The sequence below is a fragment of the Vibrio ponticus genome, from assembly GCF_009938225.1.
GTDB lineage: Bacteria > Pseudomonadota > Gammaproteobacteria > Enterobacterales > Vibrionaceae > Vibrio > Vibrio ponticus.
Genome location: NZ_AP019658.1, coordinates 1,329,387 through 1,355,853 on the forward strand (window position 1 = coordinate 1,329,387; position 26,467 = coordinate 1,355,853).

Annotated in this window: 25 protein-coding genes and 1 pseudogene; 23 read left to right on the top strand and 3 right to left on the bottom strand. The window is 45.0% G+C overall.

Going from position 1 to position 26,467, the window contains the following annotated elements:
- Positions 1 to 71: 71 nt before the first annotated feature.
- From rarD to GZN30_RS20200, 11 genes are all read left to right on the top strand, one after another.
- Positions 72 to 1,004: an EamA family transporter RarD gene (rarD, locus tag GZN30_RS20150; protein ID WP_075650835.1), complete on the top strand. Its 933-nt coding sequence runs from the start codon at positions 72 to 74 to the stop codon at positions 1,002 to 1,004.
- 336 nt (positions 1,005 to 1,340) lie between these two features.
- Positions 1,341 to 2,450, top strand: coding sequence for a tetratricopeptide repeat protein (locus tag GZN30_RS20155; protein ID WP_075650804.1), 1,110 nt, complete (start codon positions 1,341 to 1,343; stop codon positions 2,448 to 2,450).
- A 20-nt stretch (positions 2,451 to 2,470) separates the two neighbouring features.
- Complete coding sequence (locus GZN30_RS20160) at positions 2,471 to 3,985, top strand: 4Fe-4S dicluster domain-containing protein (protein ID WP_075650806.1); 1,515 nt, start codon at positions 2,471 to 2,473, stop codon at positions 3,983 to 3,985.
- Complete coding sequence (locus tag GZN30_RS20165; protein ID WP_075650808.1) at positions 3,985 to 4,296, top strand: hypothetical protein; 312 nt, start codon at positions 3,985 to 3,987, stop codon at positions 4,294 to 4,296. The genes GZN30_RS20160 and GZN30_RS20165 overlap by 1 nt, the downstream gene beginning before the upstream one ends.
- Before the next feature lie 67 nt (positions 4,297 to 4,363).
- Positions 4,364 to 5,569, top strand: a complete 1,206-nt coding sequence (locus tag GZN30_RS20170) for an FMN-binding protein (protein ID WP_232060545.1) — start codon at positions 4,364 to 4,366, stop codon at positions 5,567 to 5,569.
- A 3-nt stretch (positions 5,570 to 5,572) separates the two neighbouring features.
- Positions 5,573 to 5,791, top strand: coding sequence for a hypothetical protein (locus GZN30_RS20175; protein ID WP_075650812.1), 219 nt, complete (start codon positions 5,573 to 5,575; stop codon positions 5,789 to 5,791).
- An 81-nt stretch (positions 5,792 to 5,872) separates the two neighbouring features.
- The gene (locus GZN30_RS20180; protein WP_075650837.1) at positions 5,873 to 6,745 is read left to right on the top strand and encodes a helix-turn-helix transcriptional regulator; all 873 of its coding nucleotides are present in this window, start codon (positions 5,873 to 5,875) and stop codon (positions 6,743 to 6,745) included.
- Between the two features lie 426 nt (positions 6,746 to 7,171).
- Positions 7,172 to 8,706, top strand: a protein-coding gene (locus GZN30_RS20185; protein WP_408646770.1) for an IS3 family transposase whose coding sequence is annotated in 2 segments (ribosomal slippage) — positions 7,172 to 7,625 and positions 7,625 to 8,706 — 1,536 coding nt in all. Because the reading frame shifts where the segments join, the coding sequence is not laid out codon by codon here.
- Positions 8,707 to 8,781: 75 nt separating this feature from the next.
- Positions 8,782 to 9,222 carry a DUF4468 domain-containing protein gene (locus GZN30_RS20190; protein WP_075648407.1) on the top strand — a complete coding sequence of 147 codons (441 nt, stop codon included), beginning with the start codon at positions 8,782 to 8,784 and terminating at the stop codon, positions 9,220 to 9,222.
- Between the two features lie 332 nt (positions 9,223 to 9,554).
- A complete protein-coding gene (locus tag GZN30_RS20195; RefSeq protein ID WP_075648409.1) occupies positions 9,555 to 10,316 on the top strand; it encodes a DUF2971 domain-containing protein in 762 nt (253 codons plus the stop codon).
- Between the two features lie 548 nt (positions 10,317 to 10,864).
- Positions 10,865 to 11,296, top strand: a complete 432-nt coding sequence (locus GZN30_RS20200) for a GNAT family N-acetyltransferase (protein WP_075648411.1) — start codon at positions 10,865 to 10,867, stop codon at positions 11,294 to 11,296.
- A 110-nt stretch (positions 11,297 to 11,406) separates the two neighbouring features.
- Here GZN30_RS20200 and GZN30_RS20205 read toward each other — a convergent pair whose 3' ends face one another.
- Complete coding sequence (locus GZN30_RS20205; protein WP_075648414.1) at positions 11,407 to 12,123, bottom strand: sugar isomerase domain-containing protein; 717 nt, start codon at positions 12,121 to 12,123, stop codon at positions 11,407 to 11,409.
- A 154-nt stretch (positions 12,124 to 12,277) separates the two neighbouring features.
- Here GZN30_RS20205 and GZN30_RS20210 point away from each other — a divergent pair, with 154 nt between their 5' ends.
- The 3 genes and pseudogenes from GZN30_RS20210 to GZN30_RS20220 form a co-directional block, all read left to right on the top strand.
- A complete protein-coding gene (locus GZN30_RS20210) occupies positions 12,278 to 13,141 on the top strand; it encodes an AraC family transcriptional regulator (protein WP_075648416.1) in 864 nt (287 codons plus the stop codon).
- 115 nt (positions 13,142 to 13,256) lie between these two features.
- The gene (locus GZN30_RS20215) at positions 13,257 to 13,721 is read left to right on the top strand and encodes a GNAT family N-acetyltransferase (protein ID WP_075648418.1); all 465 of its coding nucleotides are present in this window, start codon (positions 13,257 to 13,259) and stop codon (positions 13,719 to 13,721) included.
- 14 nt (positions 13,722 to 13,735) lie between these two features.
- A pseudogene (locus GZN30_RS20220) lies at positions 13,736 to 13,882 on the top strand (GNAT family N-acetyltransferase); the annotation flags it as partial.
- An 80-nt stretch (positions 13,883 to 13,962) separates the two neighbouring features.
- Here the strand turns inward: GZN30_RS20220 and GZN30_RS20225 are convergent.
- Positions 13,963 to 14,799, bottom strand: a complete 837-nt coding sequence (locus tag GZN30_RS20225) for an RNA polymerase sigma factor (protein WP_075648420.1) — start codon at positions 14,797 to 14,799, stop codon at positions 13,963 to 13,965.
- 242 nt (positions 14,800 to 15,041) lie between these two features.
- Between GZN30_RS20225 and GZN30_RS20230 the strand changes: the two genes are divergently transcribed.
- Positions 15,042 to 15,419 carry a hypothetical protein gene (locus GZN30_RS20230; RefSeq protein WP_083627136.1) on the top strand — a complete coding sequence of 126 codons (378 nt, stop codon included), beginning with the start codon at positions 15,042 to 15,044 and terminating at the stop codon, positions 15,417 to 15,419.
- A gap of 128 nt (positions 15,420 to 15,547) precedes the next feature.
- Here GZN30_RS20230 and GZN30_RS20235 read toward each other — a convergent pair whose 3' ends face one another.
- A complete protein-coding gene (locus GZN30_RS20235; RefSeq protein WP_075648422.1) occupies positions 15,548 to 16,147 on the bottom strand; it encodes an FMN-dependent NADH-azoreductase in 600 nt (199 codons plus the stop codon).
- Between the two features lie 357 nt (positions 16,148 to 16,504).
- Between GZN30_RS20235 and GZN30_RS20240 the strand changes: the two genes are divergently transcribed.
- The 8 genes from GZN30_RS20240 to GZN30_RS20275 all read left to right on the top strand — a co-directional run bounded on the left by GZN30_RS20240 (position 16,505) and on the right by GZN30_RS20275 (position 26,432).
- Positions 16,505 to 17,992 (top strand): phospholipase D family protein, encoded by a 1,488-nt coding sequence (locus tag GZN30_RS20240; RefSeq protein WP_075648424.1) that lies wholly within the window; start codon positions 16,505 to 16,507, stop codon positions 17,990 to 17,992.
- 112 nt (positions 17,993 to 18,104) lie between these two features.
- The gene (locus tag GZN30_RS20245) at positions 18,105 to 19,043 is read left to right on the top strand and encodes a LysR family transcriptional regulator (protein ID WP_075648426.1); all 939 of its coding nucleotides are present in this window, start codon (positions 18,105 to 18,107) and stop codon (positions 19,041 to 19,043) included.
- Between the two features lie 148 nt (positions 19,044 to 19,191).
- Positions 19,192 to 21,129: a TonB-dependent receptor domain-containing protein gene (locus GZN30_RS20250; RefSeq protein WP_075648428.1), complete on the top strand. Its 1,938-nt coding sequence runs from the start codon at positions 19,192 to 19,194 to the stop codon at positions 21,127 to 21,129.
- A 16-nt stretch (positions 21,130 to 21,145) separates the two neighbouring features.
- The gene (locus GZN30_RS20255) at positions 21,146 to 22,024 is read left to right on the top strand and encodes an alpha/beta hydrolase (RefSeq protein ID WP_075648430.1); all 879 of its coding nucleotides are present in this window, start codon (positions 21,146 to 21,148) and stop codon (positions 22,022 to 22,024) included.
- Positions 22,025 to 22,243: 219 nt separating this feature from the next.
- Complete coding sequence (locus GZN30_RS20260; RefSeq protein WP_075648432.1) at positions 22,244 to 23,245, top strand: metal-dependent hydrolase; 1,002 nt, start codon at positions 22,244 to 22,246, stop codon at positions 23,243 to 23,245.
- Between the two features lie 335 nt (positions 23,246 to 23,580).
- Positions 23,581 to 24,957: a hemolysin family protein gene (locus tag GZN30_RS20265; protein WP_075648434.1), complete on the top strand. Its 1,377-nt coding sequence runs from the start codon at positions 23,581 to 23,583 to the stop codon at positions 24,955 to 24,957.
- A complete protein-coding gene (locus tag GZN30_RS20270) occupies positions 24,954 to 25,970 on the top strand; it encodes a CNNM domain-containing protein (RefSeq protein WP_075648436.1) in 1,017 nt (338 codons plus the stop codon). The genes GZN30_RS20265 and GZN30_RS20270 overlap by 4 nt, the downstream gene beginning before the upstream one ends.
- Positions 25,971 to 26,087: 117 nt before the next feature.
- Positions 26,088 to 26,432: an antibiotic biosynthesis monooxygenase family protein gene (locus tag GZN30_RS20275; RefSeq protein ID WP_075648438.1), complete on the top strand. Its 345-nt coding sequence runs from the start codon at positions 26,088 to 26,090 to the stop codon at positions 26,430 to 26,432.
- Positions 26,433 to 26,467: the final 35 nt, after the last annotated feature.

The following is a 26,467-nucleotide window of genomic DNA, read 5'->3' on the forward strand; positions in this document are numbered from 1 at the left end:
CTTTTTTTGTTGCCTATTTCTTTCTAAATCGCCAAAGTAGCGGCAGATCTCTCAATGATGCATTTTCAATCATGTTTAATAAATATAACCATCTGATGTCCGAACAATCCAAAGGCGTTTCGGCATCCATTTTATGTTCGCTGCTGTTCGCCTTAATCCCAGCATACGTTCAACTGCAACCCGATATGGCACCAAGTTTAATTGCTGGCGGTGACAGTCATTGGTTGGCGGTACAACGTATCTTCTGGAGTACCTTGCTGTTTGGTGTACTGCTTTTGCTTACCAAGCGCCTACCTCTGCTTATCGAAGCGTTAAAAGAGCGCAAACTATGGGGCAGATACCTTATCTCAGCCATTTTGGTTGCACCGCAATATTGGCTGTTTGTGTGGGCACCCGCTAACGGCGAGACGTTAAACCTTGCACTGGGTTACTTCACTTTGCCGATAGTAATGGTGTTGGTAGGTCGCTTCGTCTATCACGAAAGCCTGACTCGATTGCAGAAAGTCGCTTGTCTGTTTGCACTGTTGGGTACCATTTGGGCTTACGTGCTCTCTTCTGGCGTATCTTGGGTGGTTCTGGTTGTAGCGTTAGGTTACCCGCTCTACTTTATCAACCGAAAATCGATTCCACTGGCAGCCGATGTTGGTTTGGCTGTCGACCATATTATCCTGTTGCCATTTGCGATAGCGGGTATGTTCTTCCTCTACCCTGCCGAGTACTTCTTGCATTTATCAGTAAGTACTTACTTCTACTATGTCGGTTTGGCGATAGTGGCGGTAACGCCAATGCTGCTGTATTTGTATGCTTATTCAAAACTCACCGTGTCACTCTTTGGTCTGCTGGGTTATGTTGAGCCGACGTTTATCTTTATCGTTGGTTTACTGATTGGTGACACCATTGCATTGAACGAAATGCCGACTTACCTGTTTATTATTTTCGCGCTCGTTGCTCTGGTTGCCGATGGTTATAAACGCATGAGAAGTAGCCGTGCGCTGAGCCGATAGTCACCCCACCAATGAGTAACGACTTAACGTTCTCACTCCCCTCACCTAAGGTTACTCCAGACCAAAGTGAGGGGATGCTCTCCAACTGATCTACCAACGATTCTGCCAACGTCCCCAACCGCTCAATGACATCAATGAATGCTCCACCCTAACGAACTCACGCGACAAATGTTAAATCGATCACACGTGGAATAATTTACATTACGCTATACGATTTGATCGAAATCATGTTTGATTTCAAAGGGTAGATTTCTACCACTTTAGGGTAAAAAACTACCTTTTGACCATTTACCGAATGCTGAATATTAGCGCTGAAATTTAAGTAGGACGTTATTCATGATCAGCAGTAAATGGCTTGAACTTTACCAATACCTCAATAGCCACATCGCTTCCCTTCCATCAATCGAAACCATTGAGCCAAAGCTCAACGACCGCTTGATGTTTCTCTCTGCTCAATTTGCCAAAGCGGATGAAAAACCTGATCACAACAAAACCGATTGGCTCGAGCATGAAAGCTTTACGTTGGTGCTCAGCGAGCAGTTAGAAAACCTTGAGCTTGCTACACCTCAAGTGCAGTTTCTGTTTGAAACCCTTATGGCAGCGCAGATGTGCCAACTAGCGATGGTCGTGACCAACCAATTTAAGTCGCAGCTGACTGAAGATGATTTCAAAACCAAATGTGGTTTGGTCTATCAGCAGCTTGGTGACTATGAGATGGCAAAGTCGATGCTTGAAGAAGCGATTGCCATTAACGCTCACAACCCAATGCTGCACTGCCACCTTGGCTTCAACCACCTTTTTACAGGCGAAAGTGACATCGCGGTTGAACACTTTAAACAAGCCATAGAGATCGACCCTAAGTTTGTCGGCGGTTACCAAAACCTTGCCGGTCTTTACTATCAAGAAAGCAATTTTGAACTGGCAGCCGAATACGCAGAGCAAGCTTTTGCCTGCGATAAATCGTTAGTCTCCACCTACATTACGGCTGTCAGTTCATACCTCGCATTAGGCAACAAAGAAAAAGCCGAGCAGTGGATCAACGCTGCTTTTGAACACCATGTGTCATCGATTGAACTGGTGCGTTTAGCGGGCATCTCAGCTCACCAAAACGGTCGCTTAGAAGAAGCCCTTGAAGCGCTAAACCACTACCTAATGATTAACCCGTCGAGCTATGACGTCGTCAGCATTCGTGCCCGCGTTAAAGCAGAGCTTGGGCGCTATGGCGAGCTTGAAGATGACATCAAACAGCTACTGATTTTTGAACCTCACGACGAGTGGTGCCTAGAGCAATTGTTCCTGTGTTATTTCCATGCAGAGCAATGGGCTGATGCACAGCTTGTGATGGTTGACCTTAACCGCTTAGCCGGTCACTACAAAATTACCTACCGCGAGCAGCTCAACACCATCAACAAGAAACTGAGCCTCGATGTAGTCGAAATTAAATAAAAATAAATCTGGGAGTTAATGTGAAAGATCAAGTTGAATCAGGCGTAGCCGATACGTCTCGGCGCGATTTTCTCAAGTTAGGTGGCGTTGCGGCGGCAACTGCGACCATAGGTGCCGCGGCAGGTGCTGGCTTTGTACTCGGTCGCGATCCTGACGCTAACGTGGGTTGGGGTCGTACCGAGTCAGGTCATGATATGTACTTCAACCGCGAACCGTTTCGCGTTGATGTGGCTCCAACTATGGAAGTGGCTGGCGAGCTTATTCGCCCAGAGTGGAGTGATTTCCTTTTCCACCGCACTCGCGTACTTGGCGCTGAAATGAAAAAAGGTTGGATCCCAACCAAAGACTGGCGCGATATTCCCAACGAGCGCGTGCGTGAATACTACTCACGTTACCCAGAGCGTTGGGACGACATGTACCAATCGTTTGAAGAGAAAGCGGAGCACTCGCAAAACTTTGAGCGTCACCGTTCACGCTTCGCGATTGGCTGGGCGTACTCAGCGGCTTACATGCGCGGTGTCTACAGTGACTTCCCGCCAAAACCACAAGGTCACCCAGACGAAGTGGACTTCCAGTGGGTTAAACGCACTAAGCAAGAGTTTAAATCGCCAAAACACGCTTCTGAGCTAATCAAGAAGATGGCGTTTAAATTCGGCATGAGCATCGTGGGTATCACTAAGCTAGATCCGAACTTTGTGTTTAAAAACACCATGCGCGGCATGCCAGATTGGGATGAAAGTATTCCGAAACACTGGAAGAACGTGATCATCTTCGGTACGCCAATGAACTGGGACCCAATGTACGCCGCAATCGGCTACTCAACCTCATACGATGGCTACTTCCGCGCCAAAAACGCGGCGGGTTTGATGGCAGCCTTCCTTGGTGAGCTTGGCTATGCGGCTCGTCCACAATGGCCAGGTTCAGACTATGAAATCGTTGTGCCACCACTGGCTATCCAAGCGGGTATGGGTGAAGCGGCGCGTAACGGTATTTTGCTTACGCCAGAGCTTGGTCCAAACATTCGTTTGGCTGCGGTGATCACTGAGCTTGATCTAGAAGCCGATAAACCGATCGACACCAAGGTTAAGCACTTCTGTGAAGAATGTAAGATCTGTGCCGACTCTTGCCCAAGTGGCTCAATCAGTAAAGCCGATAAGCCGGATGATATCGTGCGCGGTTATCGCAAGTTTGCCTTTAACCAAGACAGCTGCTGGACCATGTGGCGTCAAGGTCCAACTGAAACGGCAATGGGTTGTCGTGTTTGTATTGCGGTGTGTCCTTACACGCGTAAAAACAACTGGATTCACGCACTGGTGAAAGAAACCGACCCGCGCGATCCTACCGGTATGACGCGTAAAACACTGCTCGCGATGCAGCATAACTTCTTCTACTACCCAGAAGCAGAAGCCTACCACGGCGACTGGAATGGCGGTTGCTTTGCTGGCTACCACCAACCACCAGAATGGATGCGCAGCGAGAACTACCTCGCGGTAGAAAAAACTTGGGAATACGACGGTAACTGGGAGGGATTCTAATGTTTCCACAATCGACTGTACTCGACCCGCTATTTTGGATGGCATTTGGCGCGCTGCAAGTGCTGGTGTTTGCTGGCGCAAACCAATGGGCTAAACAGTTCCAACTCGGCATGAACTGGTGGAAATGGGCATTGGTTGGCGGTTGGTGGGCATCACTGGTGCTAACCGTCGCTGGCGCCTTTACCCTACTGGGTGAAAACGAAGGTATGGCAGGCTGGTACTTCCTCGGCTTCGTTGGCACAGGCTTAATCATTGGTGGTGCTATCTTGCTACGAGTGCTTATCGCACTTAAGCCAAAGACAGCAAACTAATCGGTGTTTTAGAATAAGTTAAGGAGCAAGCCACAAGGTCAGTATTCACTTGTGGCTTGTTAGTTTTATGGCTGAACGAAAACAAAAAACAAATCGAAATAAAAACCTAGAGAAGATCGCCAGCATCGCATCTATTTTGCTGCTGATTTTAGCTTGGTATTTGGGCGGTCTGCGCACCAACAACTCGCAAACGCAATTCTTCCAACACATTTCCACTGCGGGCAGTGAGCTAGTTGAAGTCTCACCTAACTTGTACCAACTTGTTAGTGCTGATGGCGACAAAGCACAAGCTAAATGGGTTAGCTTTGGCTCAGGCGTAGGTTACGGCGGCGAACTGAGCGTTGGCGCTGTGTTTACTCCATCAGGTGAAGTGGAAACAATTTCGCTGCTTTCATCCAAAGAGACCTCGTCATACTTTGACAAAGTAGTAGAAGAAAAACTGCCAGAGAACCTGTTAGGTCAGCGCGTGAAAACGTCACTGCATGTCGATGCGGTAACGGGCGCAACGCTCACCTCAGAGGCATATATTACTGCCGTAGATCAAGCTGCAGATCCAGTGCGCGAGGCACTGTATGGCTACCGTCTATCAGAGCAAGCGTCTGCATTAAGTTACTTCAAGTGGTTAGATGCAGCGGCGTTGGTGTTCTTTGCTTTAGCGGTTTGGGTTAACCGTACCCGCTCGGAGCACAAAGTGAAGTTCAATATCGCTATTCTTGGTGGTTCAACCATCTTATTTGGCTTCCACTCTGCTTCGCTTTACTCGGCTTCTATCATGGGCGGCGCGATTTATGGCTCATGGATTTCTGGTGTGGCTAACTACACGCCGTTTATCTTGCTGGCTCTGAGTATCGGCTACATTCTTTACTACAACCGCAATATCTACTGCGAAAGCTTGTGTCCATTCGGTGCAGTACAAAAATGTTTAGCCAAAGTGGGTAACGCCAAATCCTCGCCTATTCGTAACGAGCTATTTATCTGGTTCCCGCGCGTCTTACTGTTAGTCACGCTTTGCCTTGGCGCGTACTTCCGTAGCCCAGCCGCATTTGTCTATGAACCGTTTGGTATTGCCTTTGGCATGATTGGTGGCATGTACCTATTTGTGCTGACGGTGATGATCATCTTAACCTCGCTAGTAGTGCGTCGCCCTTGGTGTCAGAGCCTTTGCCCAGTTAATGCCATGACAGACTTCTTGGTGTTTAACAAGAACTGGTTCAAGCAGTCTCGTGCGAAAAAGAGCAAAGCCCGTCGCCCGATGAAACAGGATAAGGAGTAACTCATGAGAAAACACATCTCTCTTGCTTTCTACTGTTTAGCCTCGGTGGTGATTGTGCTGCAGCTTGCCACCAGCTTTGTTAGCCTAACCAGCGAACAAAGCCAGCAACAATTACTGCATAGTGTGACCAAGCCAGTAGAAAAACCAGTGGTTGTAGTAGAAAGTAAGCCACAAGTTGACTTTAAGCAGATGGCGCAAGATATGGAAAGCGAACAGTACTAACCATATCGCCTCATCAATCACTAGAAAAATAAAATCAGGAGCTTAGTGTTACCGTTAGCACTAAGCTCCTTCGTGCTATCTATGAGTTGTAAAAGTATTCCCCTTGAGCGCATGCGCTCTGAATCCGGATTAACCAATCCCTACATTTACCGCATTTCTGAGCTTTACCAAGCGCGCAGCTTGGAAGATGTTTCATGTCATCATCGGCTTAACTTCAGTGCTTTGATTTACATAACTGAAGGTGAAGGTCAGCACTATATTGATCACCAGTTGCATCGCATCAAAGCGGGCACGCTGATTTCATTGGGTAAAAACCAGATCCACGCCTTTGCCAAAACCCGCACTGTCGACGGCTTTGTGGTGCCGTTTAACTGCACCTTTCTTGCTGAGCACAAGCAAGACCCTTACTTTGATTCGATTATCGCCGCATTGGTGCACATAAACTGCACCCACGATATTGGCGAAGATATTGATGCCCTCTTTCGCGTCATGGTCAGCGAGTTTTACTCTGACTCTGAGTTTCGTGCTGAGATCATTCGCAATCTGCTGCGCACCATCTTGCTTAAATCGATTGTGCCGCTTTACAAGCAAAACGCCCAGCAAATGCAAAACCTTGGCGCCAGTGATTTTTACCGCCTGAAAAACTACATTGATGAGCACTTTAGCCAGCGCCCATCCGTCGCCGAAATGGCGCTGGTGCTAGGTAAAAGTGTGAAGCAGTTAGATAAGCTTGCTAAAGATAACGCAGGCATTAGCGTCAAAGAATTGCTCGATGAACGCGTTTTAATTGAAGCCAAGCGCCAACTGGCATTTAGCCAATACGCGATAGCGGATATCGCCGCTGATCTTGGTTTTAATGAAGCGACCAATATGACGAAGTTTTTTAAACGTCATACCGGGGTAAGCCCGAAGGATTTTAGGCAGTTGTGTCGGATGGGGTTGAGGAATCAGTAAGGGGCTTTGGATCCGGGAGTAATTTTAGTTATATCTGTATGTCCCGCTTAAAAGCCTGTCGATCTCTTGCCCCTTACTGCAAGCGGTCCAGTTACTCTTTGTCTTACCAAAGAGTAACCAGAAAGGCGCTTTTGTATCTCTGATTTTGTCCGGCCGGTTTTAGGCGTTCCCGACGCCGAAAACCTAAAAATGCTGTCCTGCATTTTTGCCTAGGGTGATGGTTATCTTTAACCAATTGAAAACATCTGCGCGAAAAATATTTAAACTCAGTTCTGCCCCAAAACGTGTTGCAATCAGTATTAGAACAAATATTAATTTTTGACGTTGGTACAACTAGTGATGAGGTCTAAATCACATGATTACCCCCTCTGGCAGGATTGTTGTCACTGTTAAAATTTAACCAGTTTGGGTGGTAATGAGTGAGTTTTGAATCGCATTCCAACAGAAAGAAAAGAAGCCATATTGAAGAAGCTACTACCTCCTTATTCAATGTCTGTAAGCCAAGTAGCAAAAGAGGAAGGTATTAGCCCAGCAACCCTGTATCATTGGCGGCAGCAACTTAGACGTTCAGGAGCCGCTGTGCCAAATAGTAATACTTCATCAGAGCAGTGGTCTGCTCAAACTAAACTCGCCATTGTCGCTGAAACCTACTCGATGACGGAGAATGAACTCAGTCAGTATTGTCGCGAGAAAGGCTTGTTCCCTGAACAAGTGCAAGATTGGCGAAGTGAGTGTATGCAAGGGTTTATGTCTGTTAAAGAGCGTGAGGCTGAAGCCAAGAAACAAGCTAAAGCTGACAAGCTTGAAATTAAAGAGCTGAAAAAAGAGTTACGCTTTAAAGAAAAAGCGTTAGCTGAAACCGCAGCACTCTTGGTTCTGCGAAAAAAGCTGAGAGCCTTTTACGGGGAAGAGCCAGAGGAAGATTAACCTCAACCGATGAAAGGCACTACTTGGTCACTCTTATCCACGACGCTCAGCAAAGTGGTTGCCGATTGGAGTACGCTTGCCATGAGGTTCAAATCGACTTGAGGACGTATCGACGCTGGTATCAGCAAGGTGAAATAAGGGCAGACAAAAGACCGACATGCACCAGACCTGCGCCTGCTAACAAACTCTCACAGCAAGAACGTGATGCGATTATCGAGGTGTGCAACCGCCCTGAATACGCGAGTTTACCACCAACTCAAATTGTTCCGACGTTGCTTGATAATGGTGAGTATATCGCTTCGGAGTCGAGCTACTATCGGGTTTTGAAAGCGGAAGGTCAACTTCATCCCCGAGGTCGTCAGCGAAGTCGACAAAGGCAGGCTAAGCCAACAAGTTATACGGCAACAGGTCCCAATCAAGTGTACACATGGGACATTACTTACTTGCCATCTAGGGTTCGCGGTCAGCACTATTATCTCTACGTGATTGAAGATATTTATAGCCGAAAAATCGTTGGTTACGATGTTTATGAATGTGAATGCGGTGAGTTAGCATCACAGTTATTACAGCGGACGCTGATGCGCGAGCAGTGCTTTAATCAGTCACTGGTACTTCACTCGGACAATGGTGCGCCAATGAAGTCACTGACGTTCAGAGCGAAAATGGATGAGCTTGGTATTACTTCATCATACAGTCGCCCGAGAGTCAGTGATGATAACCCGTATGTTGAGTCGCTGTTCCGCACAGTGAAGTACATGCCTAGCTGGCCAACAAAAGGCTTTGAACAACTCGATGCAAGTCGTAGTTGGGTTGAGGCGTTCGTGCGTTGGTACAACACCGAGCACAAGCACAGTAAGTTAAATTACGTTACGCCATCAGAGCGTCACAGTGGTAAAGATAGCGAGATTTTAAGGCGTCGTTCTGATGTATTGTCGATAGCAAGAAAACGACACCCTGCGCGTTGGTCAGGCAAAATTAGGAACTGTGAACCCGTTGGTGAGGTTCATCTAAATCCAGAAAGAGAAGCCGCTTAATAACTAAGCGAATGATGACAACAACCTTGAAAAACGCCGATTATAAAATACTCGGCAGTTGCTCTTTGTTTTCTTTTGTCTGGATGTGCATCCCACCAAGTTGCAGATCTTAATGTTCAAAAAACATTTACGTATGATTGGAAATTTGATGACCAATCTAAGACAGAATTATGGGTGAAGGCTCGTAATCACTTTGCGCAGTCTTTTGGAAATAGTAATAGTGTGATAAGAGTTCTAGATAGAGACTCTGCCATGATTCTCGGAAAGGCTGGAGTAAAGTGGACACTTAGTGGTTTTGGTAGTTGCTATAGTGAATATAATTTAAAGTTTCAAGCAAAAGATGGAAAAGCTCGTCTTCAGTATGAGTTGTTATACGGTGCTGCTCCTTATAGTGAATGTACAGGATGGCCTTGGCCGATTGTTACAGGATACGAGGAAGTTAAAACAGAGTTTAATGATTCGGCTCAAAAACTAGAAGACTATTTAAGAAGTGAAGATTCTTTTTCTGATTTTTAAGAAGCCCTTATTACATCCTTCAAAATTTCAAGGGAAAACTTACTAAACTATTAGTGCAGTGTTTCTAGTTTATTTCTGTCCAACGTTGAGCTAGCAGCCTTTTAGTTAGCTCAATGCTTAGCATCAACGAACCAGTAACTAGACGAGTATCGCATTGTACCAGTACTTGTGCAGAATTATTTAAGGATAGTCTGAGGTAAAAGGCGAGCGCTAAATAAACAGCGACTAACAATAGATTTACAACGCTAGACGCTTTCAATTCAAGCAAGTTTAGTGTTGATGGAAGAATAGATTAGACATAGAGTCAGCGTTGTTCAATTTGATGCGACTACATGGCAAATCCAATTAATGAGGAGATTTATTTGAGCCAGTTAGTTTATAAATATCGAGATTATGATCTAAGAGCCCTCGAGATTATCATTAGTAAACAATTATGGTTGGCAGAGCCAAGCACTTTAAATGATCCTTTTGATTGTCAAGTCGAGTATTCACAAGCATTTGAAGCTGCAATCTCACATCTACAACTGTCTGCTGAAGCAATTAAGTCATTTTCAAGAGCTAGTACTGATGTAGTGAAAAACCTAAGGGTTTTGAGCTTATCTAAAACCGCTGAGAACCCTTTGCTGTGGGCGCACTACGCCAATAGCCACAAAGGGGTTTGTTTAGGCTTTAACCCGCAGTATTTATCCGGTTGGCACAATCCTCAACTCCGCCCTCAAGACGTTAAGTATAGTAATGAATCCCCAATATTAGAGTTTCCACGGTACTTAATGGAATCTGATTTCAAAGATCCCAAGCATCGAAGTAACCTTGTCTTTATTCTTGAAGAATTTCTTCATCAATTAGCTCTTACTAAACCGAAAATATGGGAAGTAGAGGAAGAAATTAGAGTTGTTACGAAGCATCCAATGCAAGGTAAATCAATAAGCTTTTTACCAATTGCATTAGAAGAAGTCGTTTTTGGATTAAATATGAGTCCTCAGGCTCAGTTGACAATTCGAGGGCTGTTTACTGAGAGTCAGTGGCATCATGTTAATTTTTTCAAAATGACTAAGTCAGCAGGTAGCTTTGTGATAAAAAAAGAACTCATCTAAACTACCGTAACTAGTTGCTTAACTTGTAGTGGGTAATTGATTATTGTCAGCCGGTTATAGGTTTTCAATATCTAAATTAATTCGTTAAGTACTAGTTTAGTAAAGCCCCTGACTTACTTTTGTCCAAAAACGCTTTAGCCAAAATAAACACTACCCTAGGCAAAAATGCAGGACAGCATTTTTAGGTTTTCGGCGTCGGGAACGCCTAAAACCGGCTGGACAACGCGCGCAACACAAAAGCGCCTTTCTGATTACTCTTTGGTAAGACAAAGAGTAATTGGACCGCTTACACCAAGCTCAAAAGGATCACTCCAGTTTTAAGCGGGACATACCCACCCACCAACTCAATAAATTAACAACCCAATGAATTTAAAAAAGATTCCCGCCTGCGCGGGAATGACAAAGTTTGAATCGAAAGCTCCAGCGAGATTCCCACCAACTCAAAAATAACAACACTACCGATTAGACCAATAGACACCATCTCCCCGATCACCTAAAATACCCTCTCGCGGCTGCACATGAATTTCAGTCAACTTAAGAGAAACCCAATGATTGTAGAAAATGTGCTTCCTGAACATTACGCAGAAATGCTTAACGTTTGGGAAAATTCAGTCCGAGCAACTCATGACTTCATAACAGAAGAAGATATTGAGTTTTTTAAACCCATTATCATTGAGCAAGCTTTTCCTGCTGTCACGTTAAGATGTGTGAAAAACGAAAGTGGCTCTATCCTAGGTTTTGTGGGAACTCACGATGCTAAGGTTGAGATGCTATTTGTCTTAGATGAGGCTAGAGGAAAAGGTATTGGTAAAGTGCTACTGCAATATGCAATAGAGCAGTTGGGCGCAACCAAAGTCGATGTAAATGAACAGAATCCACAAGCGGTAGGCTTCTACGAGCGAATGGGATTCAAAGTTACTTCGCGCTCACCCCTAGATGATATGGGAAAACCATTTCCAATTCTGCATATGACGCTTTAACGCTCGGTTGGTCGTAACCAAATTTGCTAGAAGAAACGCCCAAAGCTAATAACTTTGGGCGTTTCCGTATACGGTAAATACTTCGAAATAAGGCTCCGAGCTAATCCAACTTACATCGACTTCAATCGAGAGCCAAAGTGTTGATACACATAATCGTTATCAAAACCATCTACATTCTGGCTCGAGAAAATTAGTGGTGTCACGCCCTGTTTTAGCGCTTCTTTCTGAGAGTCGACCACCAGCATATTCATGATCATCATGCCTGCGATGCTCGAGAATGCGCCAGTCACTTTACCATTCACATTACACAATCCATCACCAGGAGGAACCTGGTTGTCGATAACGATATCGGCAATATCCATCAATTTCAGCCCTGAACTATGGCGGCTTGGGTACTTTGATGACTGTTCAACTGACGTAATCGCGATAACCGAATGACCTTTCGATTTGGCAATCTGGGCAAATTCAATTGGCAACGCATTACGTCCAGAGTTGGAAATCACCATAACCACATCATTTGGCGAAATATTCTGATCATTCCAAATCACTTCTGCCAGACCCGGCAATTTTTCCATTGCTGAACCTCTTAAAGCACCGTCGTTAGTGAGCAGTACTGAGTCCAAAATAGCATTAATATTGCCAAGACCACCTGCACGAATAAATCCCTCTAGACCAATCATATGCGAGTGACCTGTTCCTAGAACTTGGATCATGTTGTCTTTAACAATGGCTTGGGTAAACAACTCGGTTGCCTCAGCAAGAGCCTTTTGATTAGCTTCCACAAGAGAGGTCAGTTTTGGCAGTAAGCAATTAAAATATTCGGACATTTCTGGGTCTCCTGTACTGTGCCGACCTAATAAACATATCAGCTCTAATGGTCACTTCTGATACTATTCCAACGACTTATGATACTTTTATTGATTTGAGCCAATTGTGTGCCATCATGCATCTAACTGATAAGTGAGCCGAAGAGCCATTAGAATGAAAGCAACCGTACAGAAAATACCGCAAAGGCATGGCTGGTCATGGCGCTATAAGATGTTCGAAGAAGTCGTCAAACCAGAAGACTGGCATGTTCATCAAGAATTTGAGCTGGTTTTACATAGAAACTTTAACGGCAAATCTAGGGTCGCCCATTTTGAAGGGCAGATCGAGCACAACGAACTGCTTTTACTTGGTCCTGGTCTTGCTCATAGTTTTGAATCAATAGATTCCGATGAGCAAAACCCTTGTGAAGCTCATGTTATCTGGTTTCGAGAAGAGTGGATTGCCAAACTCATGTACAGCTGCGTCGAGCTTAGGCAGCTAGCGCCTATTGTCAGAGATGCCAACAAAGGGATAAGGTTCTCGACGCAAACCGCAGAAAGGGTTTTCCAACACCTCAATGATTTTAATGCTCTTACCCCGATTGGGCAGCTTGCAGTATTAATTCAGATTCTAGGGGAACTGTGTGCCGATCAATCACGTTCGACTTTGCTCCCTTACGCCTCAGCAGAAAAAAAGGAAATCTCCAATAGCGATTTCAGCAAGATTGCTCAAGTCTGTAAGTACATCGACAATCATTACTCATCAGATATCACGTTAAAGAAACTTGCGGATTATATGTATGTAAGTGAAAACACGGTTCACCGTTGGTTTATTCAACACTTCAACGAAAGCTATATCTCTTATTTGACCAAGCTCAGATTGAATCATGCGTCTCAATTGCTCACAACGACCTCACAACCGATAAGCTTAATTGCCGAGAATGTCGGCTACACCAATCGTTCCAACTTCAACCGCTTGTTCAAAAAGTACAAAGGCATCTCACCTTCACAATATCGGCAGCGATTTAAGTCGCGATAGCGGCAGTTTAGTCCTTGAACTATTTAGATCTAATTCTTAAAACAACGACGTCATATCTATTAGAATCTGTTAAGATTCAATGAATTGATAGCCATGCAGCGTTGGTAACATAACTATGAAAAATGAGATAAGTTTCAGAGCTTACACCCCTAGCGATAAAGATGCTTGCCTGCAAGTTTTTGATAGCAACTGCCCTGCTTACTTTGCCACTAACGAGCGAGAAGATTACGCAAGTTTCTTAGAGAGCAATCCTACCGGCTATGAAGTGTGCTTATTAAATAACAACATCATCGGAGCTTATGGATTAAGTGGCTCATCGCTTGAGTTTTACTCTCTCAATTGGATCTTAATCTCGCCGAATGCACAAGGTGTTGGTGTGGGTGATCAATTTATGAATAGAGCCATAAGCAAAGCAAAACAGCTTAACGTGGCAAAAATCAAGATCGCTGCTAGCCATTTGTCTGCACCATTTTTTGCCAAATATGGCGCAATAGAAATCAGCACTATTCCCGATGGATGGGGATTAGGGATGCATAGAATCGATATGGAACTGAATCTGTTGCACCACCTTTTCGCTTAAGTAACTCAGGGTCAGAGCAGTTGGGCGCAACCAAAGTCGATGTAAATGAACAGAATCCACAAGCGGTAGGGTTCTACGAGCGAATGGGATTCAAAGTGACTTCGCGCTCACCCCTTGATGATATGGGAAAACCATTTCCAATTCTGCATATGACGCTTTAACGCTCGGTTTGTCGTCACCAAATTTGCTAGAAGAAACGCCCAAAGCTAATAACTTTGGGCGTTTCCGTATCCAATGAAAGCTAGTTCAAGACTTGATATCGCCCTGATTCCATCAGGTTACTGACAATATGAGAGAAAGAGTCCGGCGAGTCATATTCTGGGTAGAGTCTAAACATCGCAATCACTCGCTCTATCTCCTCAAATTCATCCAACTGCGCCAGCAGTTCGGCGCGCCCTTTCTTAGAAGAGAGCTGAGCACTACAGCTTATTGATGACTTAACCCCGCTTTGATGCTGCAATCTGATCGCTGCTGGCTGGTGACATTGGCAGGAATTGTTTTTGTTAATCAGACCACAACGCTGATCCATAAACTGCTGTAATAGCTTTTTGCCACGCGAAAGCCGAGCGCGATACGCATCCGGAGTGATGTCTAAAATCAATGCGCCTTCTTGGCTGGTGACACCGTAAGACTCACTTAGAATAAAAATAAGTCGCGACTCTTTATCTAAACAACTCAGCATTGCCTGCAAACAACTGAGGCGTGTTTCCTCTAGCAGTGCACTTCTTTCAGGATCTGACGCCTCTAAAGTCGGGGCTTGCTCGGTCATATTGGCGATCAGTTCACCGAACGATTCAAAGGTGAGTTCACTCTTTACCTTACTTTGCTTGCTAATCAGGTGGTTGCAAGCAATACGATATACCCAAGTCGTAAACGCGCTCTCTTCTCGAAAACTACTTAGGTGAGTAATCACCTTAATTAAGATCTCATGCGTTTGATCTTCCGCATCTTCAGGGTGCCCTAACATGCGAAAAGCTAAACCATAAATATTATCCTTAATGTGCTTAACAAGCTGATCAAGGGCGGCCAGATTGCCGTTTTTTGCCTCTTTAACGTAACGCTCTAAATCTGAATTCATTCAATGCTCGAGTTTGTTCTTCTCAGGTATCTCATTGAAAGTGTGACATAAAAAGAGTGGCTAATATGAGAGGCGCGTAGCGAATGCATCGCTCTGATTTTTAACTGACCAAATGCTGTACGGAGTTATTTTAAGAATCGACAAAAAAGTGCTTTTTTGCTGTCACAGTTTTTGAGCTGAAACGTCTAAAGGTAAACGAGTGAATCACTCATTACTTAAAACAAGTTAGGACAAAAACAAAAATGAATAGACGTAAATTTATTAAGCATGGATTAGTCGGTGTGGGCGCAACTATTGTCACTTCCAACGTGATCGCGAACGAACTAATTCCGCAGCCTGCCAAACCAAGCATTAAGTTTCCATCCGTTGGCAACCAAATGACAGCAACCATCGTTTCCAGTGAGGTACCTTGTACGATTGGTATGACACCGGGCGATGAGTTTAAGTTAGGCTTTCGTCAATGTGGTGATTTCTGTGGTTTCTTTTATAGCAGCATTCACAAATCGATAATGGAAATGCAGTTCGACAAAACCGCTTCAGTTTCTGATATGCGAGTATTCGAATGCCCGAATCCAAACAAAAAAGTGAAAATTGAACTGCGAATCGATCAAGTCGCTTAGTGCTTCGTATTAATCAAGTAATTAAAGATTGGCTGACTAGTCAGCCAATCTTTAGCTCAGCGAGAAAGGCAGGTAGATAAACAACGCCTTAATGCGTTTCCCCCTATAGTCTCAAAGTGACAATCTCTTTAAAGTTTGCTAGGCAGTAATGAGAAAAGTTCATTACTCGCTTTTTCTAGAGACTGCTGTGCAAACTCAGGGCTGATCGTCATACCTTCAGCATAAACAAATTGAATATCATCAATACCGATAAAATTTAAAACAGTAGTGATGTAGCTTGTTACATGGTCTCTATCCGTATTCTGGTGTATGCCGCCTCTAGAGGTAACCACAATGGCTTTCTTATTGTTAATTAAACCTTTAGGTCCCTCACTGGTATGAACATACGTATGCCCAGCTCGCGCAATAAAATCAAACCAGCTTTTTAGTTGGCTTGGAATGGTAAAGCAATACATCGGAGCAGCGATTATCAAGGTATCTGACCATTTAATTTCATCAATTAATTGATCAGAAAGTGAAACCGCTGCTTTTTGATGAGGTAATGAATGGTCTTGACCTGCCAATGCTGCTGCAATATCACCATTAACTTGTGGAATAGGCGTTTCAACTAAGTCACGTTCAATGATATTTGTGTCATCACTAAGTTGCTCTGTAAACCGATCGATCAGTTTTGTTGTTACAGAGTGGGAGCCAAGAACGCTTGATTTTAAAACTAAGAATTTTTCCATTTTAAACCTATAGAAAATCAATTACCTAAGGATAGATTATGAATCACAGAACTCAACACTTAGAAACAATCAAACATTGAGGATGCAAATAGTAAAATACTTGATAAAGGCGCATCAAGAAATATTCATTACCTTTTATTTATAGCCTCAGGTAAGACAATAAGTAATTGGATCGCCGGCACCAAGCCTAGAGAAACCCTCACCGCTTTAATCAGGAGATACAAATCATAAAAAGTGAGCTCCCTACCTGCGCTAAAATAGCAACGGTATGGATTAGATCGATATAAAAAACAACGAATTGTGTTAACTTAAGCCATCACGCTATTCAAAGGATGAATTGAGTTGAAAAGATGGACGATGGCGCTGATCAGTATCTTATTACTGGTTGGCTGTGAATCAAGCGCAGAGTTAAGCCCCAAGGTTGCCACTTACCACGCAGGCTTTGATAACACTTCAGAATTAGCGGCATTTTTCCAACCGCCGACCAATATGCCTGCGCAGTATTCTGGCTTTTACCCGCTTGGCACAGGGCACGATGCGCTGCTAACACGCCTTGCGATGATCGAGTCCGCTTCAAGCTCTCTTGACCTTCAGTACTACATTTTCCGAGATGATGAGACCAGTCAATTGCTGATCTGGCGCGTATTTGAAGCAGCCGAGCGAGGGGTAAAAGTCAGGCTACTGCTTGATGATATGCAAAGCCGTAAAGACAGCACCATCGCCTATTTGAACAATCATCCCAATATTGAAATTCGTCTGTTTAACCCGCATCAGCACCGTTATTTGCGGATGTTGTCATGGGTGACCGAAGGTGATCGCCTCAATCGTCGCATGCACAACAAATCCCTCACAGCTGATGGCGTGGTCTCGGTAGTGGGCGGGCGTAATATTGGTAATGAGTATTTTTCATTCCGCTCTGATGTCGAGTTCGGGGATTTCGATTTACTGCTCTACGGTCCGGTCGTAGAGCAAACTCAAGTTCAGTTCGATCATTACTGGAACAGTGAGTTCGCCGTCCCTATCGCCTGGCTGCACAAAATTGATGGCGCGCTAAGCCAGCAAGACATCGAGCAATGGCGTAAAACATCAAGAGTTGAGCATGAGTTCACCAGTGACGAGTACAGTTTTGAGACGCTACCGCTGTATCAAAACATTATGCATAGGCAAGTTGACCTCAATTGGGGTGAAGCAGTTTTACTGTACGATTTACCCGAGAAAATCGACAACGGACAAAGCCAACTTATTGATGGTCTTGCGCAGTTACTTACCAACGTAAACCACTCGGCAATTATTGTTTCACCGTACTTTGTGCCAACAGAAGCCGGCACGAAAGCGCTAATCAAAGCAGCCAAAAGTGGCAAAAAAATCACCATCCTTACCAACTCTCTTGCGTCTAACGATGTGTTTGCGGTGCACGGTTGGTATGCCAAATACCGCGAAGAGTTAGTCAGAGGCGGTATCGGGCTGTGGGAGATGAAAGCCAACGCTAAAATCGAGCACAAATGGAGTGTCACGGGTAGCAGTCGATCAAGTCTGCACGCTAAAGTGATGTTACTTGATAAACAGAAGATGTTTGTTGGCTCTATGAATATGGACCCGCGCTCGGCTGAGCTTAATACTGAAATGGCGGTGGTGTTTGACCACCCTGAGTATGTGCAAACGGCTCAACAAGGGTTGTTGGAACTACTAAAAATGAGCGCGTATAAATTAGAGCTACAAGACGATGAGCTAGTATGGCGAGACTATCAAACCCAACAGATACTCGATAGCGAACCCGATGCGGGGTGGCTACTGCGCAGCGGTGCTTGGTTAAGTGGGCTGTTGCCTATCGAGAGTTTTCTTTAGGTTGATAGTAATACGATAGCCCCACTCTATTCTGGGTTACCGTCATGACTTTTGCTTATCTCACTATCTGAGTTTGTGTATCATAACACCAACGGTATATGGACATCTCAACATGAACATCGCTCAGATAGACTTAAATTTACTTTTTATCTTAAAACACTTACTCGAAGAAAAGCATGTTTCCAATACAGCGATGGCACTAAATATGAGCCAGTCTGGGGTAAGTCGTGCATTGCAGAAGATGCGGATTTTCTTTGATGATGAACTTCTTGTTCGAAAGAAATATGGCTATGAACTCACGCCGAAAGCAGAGTCGGTAAAGTACGATATTAATAATGTCATCGCGAGCCTAGAAAAATTAGCCCACAAGCAATCTTTTGATCCGAGCAATGTGAACAGTACAGTGAAGATTTATGGCTTACTGCCACAGATCAACACTCTCATGCCGAAAGTCATCGCAAAAATTCGCCAGCAAGCCCCTAACTTAGTAGTGAGCTTAGACTCAGTACCTAAACGTCATTTTGAAGCTCTGGTTGCTGGAGATGTACACTTTGCTCTTTCGTCTCATCAACCCCCAAGTTCAGAGCAAAACATTTATCGAATGGTGGTGGCGAAACGCACATTTCGACTGCTGATGAATCGAGAACATCCGCTCGCCACTCAAGAGCTCACACCGGAGAAATTGGCTGACTACCATTTCGGTCAAGTCTCTCTTCAAGGGGAAAAAAGGCTCTCTTTTGAACATAAGTATCAGGAACTTGGCTTGGCAAATAAAAAACGTCGTCTTTCTGCTCCTGTAGAGCTGAGTAACTTTAGTTCAGCACCGAGTATTGCGGCTGAAACCGACATTATTTTTCACCTGCCGACCCCGTTCGCTGAATCGGCATGCCAAGATCCACGCTTAGTCACTCGAGAAGTGCCAGCAGAACTTCAATTAGACTTTCAGGAAGTCTATTTGTATTGGCACAAACGATTTCACGATGACCCTATGTGCGAATGGGTAAGAGATATCTTCAAAGAGCTTTATGTCGGGGAAGACACCCTAGCTTAATGCCCAAATGAGATAGGGGCATCACCACTATGCACAATCTGGATAGTCATATTCCGACTTCAAGATAGCGAATATCTTGTCTGCAAAGCCAGAACTCTGTTTAAATGCGAATAATTATTAAATGCAATTTAATTTAAACAGAGCCAATATGAACTATCCTTTTTCGTTTGCACGTTCCCCTCTTTCGAAGGCTATTGCTTCTGCTTGTATTGCTATTCCAATGATCACTGTTGCCGATGACGCAACCAGCAAGGATGGCACTAATGCAGCAATGGAAACCATGGTCGTTACCGCCGCAGGTTACGAACAGGTTATGACTGAAGCTCCCGCTACCATCAGTGTGATAACACGAGACCAATTAGAAAATCGCTCATACAGAGATTTGACTGATGCTCTGAAAGATGTGCCTGGCATCACTGTCACCGGTGGCGCTGATGGTCAAGATATATCAATTCGTGGCATGCCTGCTGCCTACACTGCTATTCTCGTGGATGGTAGAAAACAATCCGGTCGCGAAACGCAAACCAACGGAAGCACATTTACTGAACAAGATTGGTTACCACCGCTAAACGCAATTGAGCGAATTGAAGTCGTCCGCGGTCCGATGTCTACTCTGTATGGTTCAGACGCACTAGGTGGTGTAATCAACATTATCACACGTAAAGACTACCAAGAATGGCAAGGTAGTGTCCGTGGTGAAACCACTCTTCAAGAGAACTCGTCGGCTGGAAACAGCTACCAAGGTCAAGTTTATCTTGCCGGACCAATCATCGATGGTCTGCTAAGTGCGTCTCTAACGGGTTTATATCAAGAGCGCAAAGAAGATGAAATTGAAGGCGGTTATGCAGGTAAGAACCTCGAAAGCTACCGAGCTTCTCTCTATCTAACGCCAACAACCGAAGATACCTTTGGCGTAGAGCTAACTTCTCATGATCAAGAGCGAACGACAACCGAAGGTAAATCTTCAACCAGTGACTCTGAAAGACAGTATGACCGCCAATCCATTGGGGTGAACCATACTGGTCACTACAACTGGGGAACAACATCATCGTTTGCCAGCACAGAAACTGTCAAAAACATTGGTGCCGAAAAAGAGATTGAGAACAATCTACTCAACACCCAATGGAGCATTGATCTTGAGAACCACTACCTATCTGTAGGTGCTTCTTACGAGCATAAAAAACTCACCGATGACAATCTCGAACTGAGCGCAACCAACAGCCAATGGGCGCTATTTGTCGAAGATGAATGGTATCTAACCGATTCATTCGCACTAACACTTGGTGTGCGTTACGATGAAAATGAAATTTTTAACGGTCAACTAAGCCCTAGAATCTACGGAGTTTGGTCTATCGATAGTAATTGGACGCTAAAAGGTGGTGTATCTACTGGATATCGAGCACCAAGCTTAACGGAAATGGACCAAGACTGGATTCAAGAAAGCTGTAAAGGTCAGTGTTCGATTTTCGGTAACCCAGATTTAAAACCAGAAACATCAGTCAGCAGTGAAATGGGACTCTACTTTGTTGGTGACAATAGCTTGGCAGCTAACGTGACCCTGTTCCATAGTGACTTTAAAGACAAAATTGAGAACGAATTTGTCGACCCAAGCTGTACAGATCGCCGCAAGTGCGACCGTACCTATGTCAACATTGATGACGCAACTAGCTATGGCGCCGAAAGCTCTATTTCCAAAGATATCACCGACGCTGTCACACTAGGTGCTTCTTATACCTACACACATAGTGAAAAACATACCAATGATGACGATAACGGACTACCGCTAGTTCAAGCGCCAGAGCACCTCGTTGCAGTCAATGGTAACTGGGCGATACGCGACGATGTTAACTCATGGATGCGTATTAACTATCAAAGTGAAGAGAGCGACAATATTACCAGCACGAGCACTCGTACACTTGCTCCAGCAATTACCTTTGTTGATCTTGGAGCAAACTGGCAAATTAACGACAACCTAAAAGTGATGGCAGCAGTATACAACCTATTAGATAAGCAAACGACATTAGAAGAGTTTGGCTACGTCGAAGATGGACGACGTTACTGGTTAGCTGCTGAAGCGTCATTTTAATTGAATATAAAAAATCATGAATAATCAAATCAAGTTCTTGCTAATACCAGCATTGATGGCACCACTCACTTGTGCTGCCAATAATTTCAACGTTGAAAAAGACATACTGTTTAAAACGATAGGTGATCGTGAGCTCTCGCTTGACCTTTACACACCATCAATGGCACAAGATCACCCTTACCCTCTATTGGTATGGGTTCACGGCGGAGCATGGAAAAGAGGCAGCAAAAATGAACTGCCGAGCAAAAACCCACTCCTGTTAAAATCGGTACTTGATGAAGGTTATGCCTTGGCAGCGGTCGATTATCGTCTTAGTGGCGAAGCGACTTTTCCTGCACCAATTCAAGATATTAACGATGCATTGAACTATCTACATGACAATGCAAACAGCTTAAACATTAATGGTGATGAGCTAGTCATGATGGGGCGCTCCGCAGGCGGTCATCTTGCGGGCTTTATCGGTGCGACGAACGCAGCATATAGTGATGTGAACTTCTATCAGCAACCTAAGTACAAAGTTGCTGCGGTAGTAAGCTTTTTTGGTCCAACAGACTTAGTGGCACTCGGCAACAAAGCGGGTAAACCCGTTAGCGAAAAATCTTCGGTCTCACGTTTTCTCGGTAATAGCCCTGCAAACATTCCGGAGCTAGCCAAACAAGCCTCAACGACAACTTATATCAATGAGCAAACGCCACCCTATATTCAGTTTCATGGCACTTTAGATAAACGTGTACCGCTATCTCAAAGCGAGAGCTTAAAGCAGAAACTGGATCAGTTTGGTGTCGCAAACCAATTGTTTATTGAGTCTGGCGTTGGTCACAGCGCACCTATTTTTGATAGTGAAAAATACGTTCCAAATGTCATAAGCTTTTTGCGCCAACATTACCAGAATTAAGCTTATACATCGGTAAAACGTAGCGCTGAATAAAAGACCAGTTCTGAGTCAATGACTTTGAGCTGGTCTTAGCTGATGACTTATTTAATCACTATCGAATTCTCGAACTATTTCGCCAATCTAGTATTTAGATTTCACACCCTTCCCTCGAGAGCCTCTCTCGAGATTTGCTACACTCAATTGATACGTTTTAGTCTCGCGCTATCAATGAGTTAATTTATGGATCCATTAACACAAGGTGTACTGGGCGCTTCTTTAAGCCAATCGGTCAGCAACAAGAATCATCTGTTGGTTGCTGGCGCTTTGGGTATGCTTTCTGGAATGGCGCCAGACTTAGATGTGTTGATCCAATCATCGAATGACCCGCTACTGTTTTTAGAATACCACCGCCAATTTACCCACTCACTGCTGTTTATCCCATTCGGTAGCTTACTCTGTGGATTGGTTTTGCACCCTCTCATCACCAAACGGCAGGGGTTTTCATTTAAACAAAGCTGGCTCTACTGCGCGCTCGGTTACTCGACTCATGCCCTGCTCGACGCGTGCACGACTTATGGCACACAGCTTTTATGGCCCCTATCCACTGAGCGATTTGCGTGGAACACCATCTCAGTGATTGATCCACTCTTCACCTTGCCACTGCTGATCTTACTGTTTTTCGCCACATTAAAACGCGCGCCTTGGTTGGCACGAATTGCTTTTGCTTGGGCATTGCTTTATCCCTCTCTAGGGATGATTCAGCGAGATCGCGCAGAAACAGCTGGATGGCACTTAGCCCAGCAGCGGCAACACACACCTACTCGGCTTGAAGCCAAACCTAGCTTTGGCAATATTCTGTTGTGGAAAGTGGTTTACGAAACCGAGCATCGCTACTTTGTTGATGCGGTCAGAGTGGGTACATCCGTCAAAACTTATCCAGGCGAATCCATCACTAAACTTAAAATAAGCAGAGATTTACCTTGGCTCACGCCTGATTCGCAACAAGCGAAAGATATCGAGCGTTTTCGCCGTTTTTCTGATGATTATTTGGCTCAAGACCCAAATGATGCAATGCGGATTATCGACGTGCGCTATTCAATGATACCCAACCAAATCAATGCGCTTTGGAGTATAGAAATCTCCCCCTCTGCACACGCTGACGAGCATGCAGAATATATGACACATCGAGATAATAGTGCGAGTAACCGACAGATCTTTTACGAAATGCTATTTGATTTTTAAATCACAGTTCAACCTGAACCATCACTTCTATCGTGCGTTTTAACGCCTTCAGCAACACTCAAACTGGTGATATTTGTAACATACGGTAACGTGCTAGAAGCGCTTCTCCCCCATAATATTGCTCTAACCTAGTGAATTTATTAGAGACAATCACTTATTGGAGCGTCCGTTCTCATTTTGTTGTCAAAGCGATACAAAACTATTAATAGACGATTTTATTACAGCAGAAATATACTGCGCTTCCTGTTTTTACCTTAGGAATACTGTGTGGATACCGATTCAAGTCGATTGTGTAACTCCTTAATAACTCTGTGTTACCAAAGGAGGGACCAACAATGATTGAACCTCTAATTACTCTTCTGTTTGGCATTCTATTTATCTTGGCAATTATTGCTGCAAATGGCTATTTCGTTGCCCAAGAGTTTGCCTATATGGCGGTCGATAGAACCAGACTCGCCACTTTCGCCGCCTCCGGCGATCCCGCCGCTAAACGCGCCCTTTCCGTCACGAAACGCACCAGCTTTATGCTGTCAGGTGCGCAGCTTGGCATTACTGTTACTGGTCTTGTGCTGGGCTTTGTCGCTGAGCCTTTGGTCGGTCGTTCACTTGGTGTGTTGTTGCAAAACTTTGGCATGGAACTAGAAACGGGCATCGCAGTCGGTACGGTGGCAACGTTAGTCATCGCCATGGTGGTACAAATGATCCTGGGTGAGCTATACCCAAAAAACCTCGCCATTGCCAACGCAGAGCCGATGTCTCGCATGCTATCTCGCTCAACGCTGATTTACATGTCGGTGTTTGGTTGGATCATCAGTTTCTTCGACAAATCTGCTAACCTGCTATTGCGTGCCGTACGCATCGAGCCGGTGCATGATTTAGACGTCAGTGCCTCAGAAGAAGATCTGCACCATATCATCGCCAACTCCCGCAACAGCGGCGATTTACCCGTGGAACTCTCGTTCATGATGGACCGCATCCTCGACTTCCCTGAGCGCGATGTCGAGCACGCAATGGTGCCTCGTTCACAAGTGGATTGGGTTGAACCAGAGACAACACTTACCGAGCTTTTATCGCTGATGGCACAGGCTCATACCCGCTACCCAGTGATTAATGACGATGATGCGCCAGTGGGTGTTGTGCACCTTGCTGATGTCCTGAATAAAATCGAAACTGGGCATGCTGATGCGACCGTTGCATCTGTTATGCGCCCAGCGACTGTCCTACCAACGCTGATGAGACTGCCTGACGCCCTAGACCAACTCGTGACATCAACTAACCAATTGGCTTGTGTGATCGATGAATACGGCGGTTTCGCTGGGGTGTTGACCATCGAAGATTTAGCGATGGAAATCGTTGGTGAAATCACTGACGAACACGATATGGACAATAGCAATGCCGTCGTCGCGGAAAGTGACAAAGTCTGGTTAATGACCGGCGATGTCCACCTTGACGAAGTGAAGCGTGCGATTGGTTACGATCTGCCAAGACGTGATGTAGAAACCATTGCCGGGATGCTGATTGCCGAAAAAGGCGCACTGCCTGTTAATGGAGAAATGATTACCGTCGCGCTGCCAATCGATCCTTCCGAACTCGCATCTGGCGAACCACTATTACGTCACTTAGAGGTAAGCGTGCTGCGTATCGAAAGACATGTGCCAACGGAAGTGCGTGTAAAACTGGTAGAGAAATCAATCTTGGAGAAGAAAAAATGAACGACCCATTGATTGTTTCTGTTATCACTTTCGCGCTGATTGTTTTAAGTGGTTTCTTCGTCATCATCGAGTTCGCTTTATTGGGTGCTCGTCGACATCGCCTTGAAGAAATGGCGGTTGAAAGCCGCTCTGCACGCGCGGCACTACGAGGCATGAACGACCTAACGCTAATGCTGGCAGGTGCACAGCTCGGTATTACTTTCTGTACCTTTGCATTAGGCGCGGTCACCAAACCTGCTGTTGATCAATGGGTCGGTCCGGTCTTTATTGCGCTTGGCATGCCAGAATGGCTAGCAGATGGCGCAGCTTTTGGCTTTGCTCTGTTTGTCGTGACCTTCCTTCACTTAGTTGTCGGCGAAATGGCGCCGAAATCATGGTCGATTGCGCATCCTGAGAAATCCGCGCTAGCTATCGGTATTGTCGCGAGAGCCTATGTTTGGCCGCTGCGTCCTCTGCTTAACTGGATTAACAGCATCGCTAACCGTTTGGTGAAAGCCTCGGGTGTTGAACCAGTGGAAAGCGCGGCTGTTGGCGGGCAAGATATTGACACCATTCGCCAGTTGGTGGAGCATTCTGGCAACGTTGGTACCCTACAACCAAAAATTCAAAAGCAGCTTTCTGGTCTTATCGATCTTAGCTCGATTCAGATTGAATCTTTGGTTACTGAAGGTCAGGTGATGGCGCATGTCGACAAGAATGCCACCGTGGCAGACGTGCGTGCAGCCGCGATGGAATCGGGGCACTTGCGTATTCTCGTGTTTGGTAACAGAGGGCTAAAACCTCTAGTTGTCCATGTGCGCGATACGTTACTCGAGCCTGCAGATAGACCAGCCCGAGAAGTGGCACGTAATGCTTATGTACTCGACTCGAAAACACCGGTCTACGAAGCACTCGCCCGCATGCGCGAAGCCAGTGTCCAGTTAGCGGTCGTGAGTAAAGATGAAAAAATGGTCGGTGTGGTAACACTTGCCGACATTTTAAAGCGCGTTCTACCGACAACTTCAGTAAACTAAGTTGATAAACTTATCAACCGCACTACTCATCCCCAGGTAACTTAAAGTGCTTGGGAATGTAAGTTAACAACGCTGCCATCGGGCGGCGTTTTTTATCGCCAGACGAAGAGAAACACCATGATTGCTGTTATTTTTGAAGTTCAAGTTGCTGAGGGCAAAACCTCACAATACCTCGACATTGCCAGTGAAATTAGACCGCTTCTCGCTGAGATTGATGGATTTATCTCGATAGAGCGCTTTCAGAGTTTAACTGACCAAACTAAGGTGCTATCGCTGTCATTCTGGCGTGACGAAGCTGCAATTGAAGCGTGGCGTAATTTAGAAGCGCATCGTTTTGCTCAAGCTCAAGGTCGCGGCGGTATATTTGAAAACTACCGTTTACGAGTCGCTGGGGTGATTCGTGACTATGGCATGAGCGAGCGAGAACAAGCGCCACAAGATAGCCGACAAGCACACGCTTAAGGCACTAATATGCCTCGCAAACTCTAAAATAAAGC

What these genes read in the sequence shown, in the direction of transcription:
- GZN30_RS20245 (WP_075648426.1), top strand. Translation starts at nt 18,105, where the DNA reads ATGAACATCGCTCAGATAGACTTAAATTTACTTTTTATCTTAAAACAC.
- GZN30_RS20195 (WP_075648409.1), top strand. Translation starts at nt 9,555, where the DNA reads ATGGCAAATCCAATTAATGAGGAGATTTATTTGAGCCAGTTAGTTTAT.
- GZN30_RS20225 (WP_075648420.1), bottom strand. Translation starts at nt 14,799, where the DNA reads ATGAATTCAGATTTAGAGCGTTACGTTAAAGAGGCAAAAAACGGCAAT.
- GZN30_RS20215 (WP_075648418.1), top strand. Translation starts at nt 13,257, where the DNA reads ATGAAAAATGAGATAAGTTTCAGAGCTTACACCCCTAGCGATAAAGAT.
- GZN30_RS20255 (WP_075648430.1), top strand. Translation starts at nt 21,146, where the DNA reads ATGAATAATCAAATCAAGTTCTTGCTAATACCAGCATTGATGGCACCA.
- GZN30_RS20170 (WP_232060545.1), top strand. Translation starts at nt 4,364, where the DNA reads ATGGCTGAACGAAAACAAAAAACAAATCGAAATAAAAACCTAGAGAAG.
- GZN30_RS20200 (WP_075648411.1), top strand. Translation starts at nt 10,865, where the DNA reads ATGATTGTAGAAAATGTGCTTCCTGAACATTACGCAGAAATGCTTAAC.
- GZN30_RS20155 (WP_075650804.1), top strand. Translation starts at nt 1,341, where the DNA reads ATGATCAGCAGTAAATGGCTTGAACTTTACCAATACCTCAATAGCCAC.
- GZN30_RS20165 (WP_075650808.1), top strand. Translation starts at nt 3,985, where the DNA reads ATGTTTCCACAATCGACTGTACTCGACCCGCTATTTTGGATGGCATTT.
- GZN30_RS20270 (WP_075648436.1), top strand. Translation starts at nt 24,954, where the DNA reads ATGAACGACCCATTGATTGTTTCTGTTATCACTTTCGCGCTGATTGTT.
- GZN30_RS20210 (WP_075648416.1), top strand. Translation starts at nt 12,278, where the DNA reads ATGAAAGCAACCGTACAGAAAATACCGCAAAGGCATGGCTGGTCATGG.
- GZN30_RS20265 (WP_075648434.1), top strand. Translation starts at nt 23,581, where the DNA reads ATGATTGAACCTCTAATTACTCTTCTGTTTGGCATTCTATTTATCTTG.
- GZN30_RS20260 (WP_075648432.1), top strand. Translation starts at nt 22,244, where the DNA reads ATGGATCCATTAACACAAGGTGTACTGGGCGCTTCTTTAAGCCAATCG.
- GZN30_RS20180 (WP_075650837.1), top strand. Translation starts at nt 5,873, where the DNA reads ATGAGTTGTAAAAGTATTCCCCTTGAGCGCATGCGCTCTGAATCCGGA.
- GZN30_RS20230 (WP_083627136.1), top strand. Translation starts at nt 15,042, where the DNA reads ATGAATAGACGTAAATTTATTAAGCATGGATTAGTCGGTGTGGGCGCA.
- GZN30_RS20240 (WP_075648424.1), top strand. Translation starts at nt 16,505, where the DNA reads ATGGCGCTGATCAGTATCTTATTACTGGTTGGCTGTGAATCAAGCGCA.
- GZN30_RS20250 (WP_075648428.1), top strand. Translation starts at nt 19,192, where the DNA reads ATGAACTATCCTTTTTCGTTTGCACGTTCCCCTCTTTCGAAGGCTATT.
- GZN30_RS20175 (WP_075650812.1), top strand. Translation starts at nt 5,573, where the DNA reads ATGAGAAAACACATCTCTCTTGCTTTCTACTGTTTAGCCTCGGTGGTG.
- GZN30_RS20275 (WP_075648438.1), top strand. Translation starts at nt 26,088, where the DNA reads ATGATTGCTGTTATTTTTGAAGTTCAAGTTGCTGAGGGCAAAACCTCA.
- GZN30_RS20235 (WP_075648422.1), bottom strand. Translation starts at nt 16,147, where the DNA reads ATGGAAAAATTCTTAGTTTTAAAATCAAGCGTTCTTGGCTCCCACTCT.
- rarD (WP_075650835.1), top strand. Translation starts at nt 72, where the DNA reads ATGTTTAATAAATATAACCATCTGATGTCCGAACAATCCAAAGGCGTT.
- GZN30_RS20205 (WP_075648414.1), bottom strand. Translation starts at nt 12,123, where the DNA reads ATGTCCGAATATTTTAATTGCTTACTGCCAAAACTGACCTCTCTTGTG.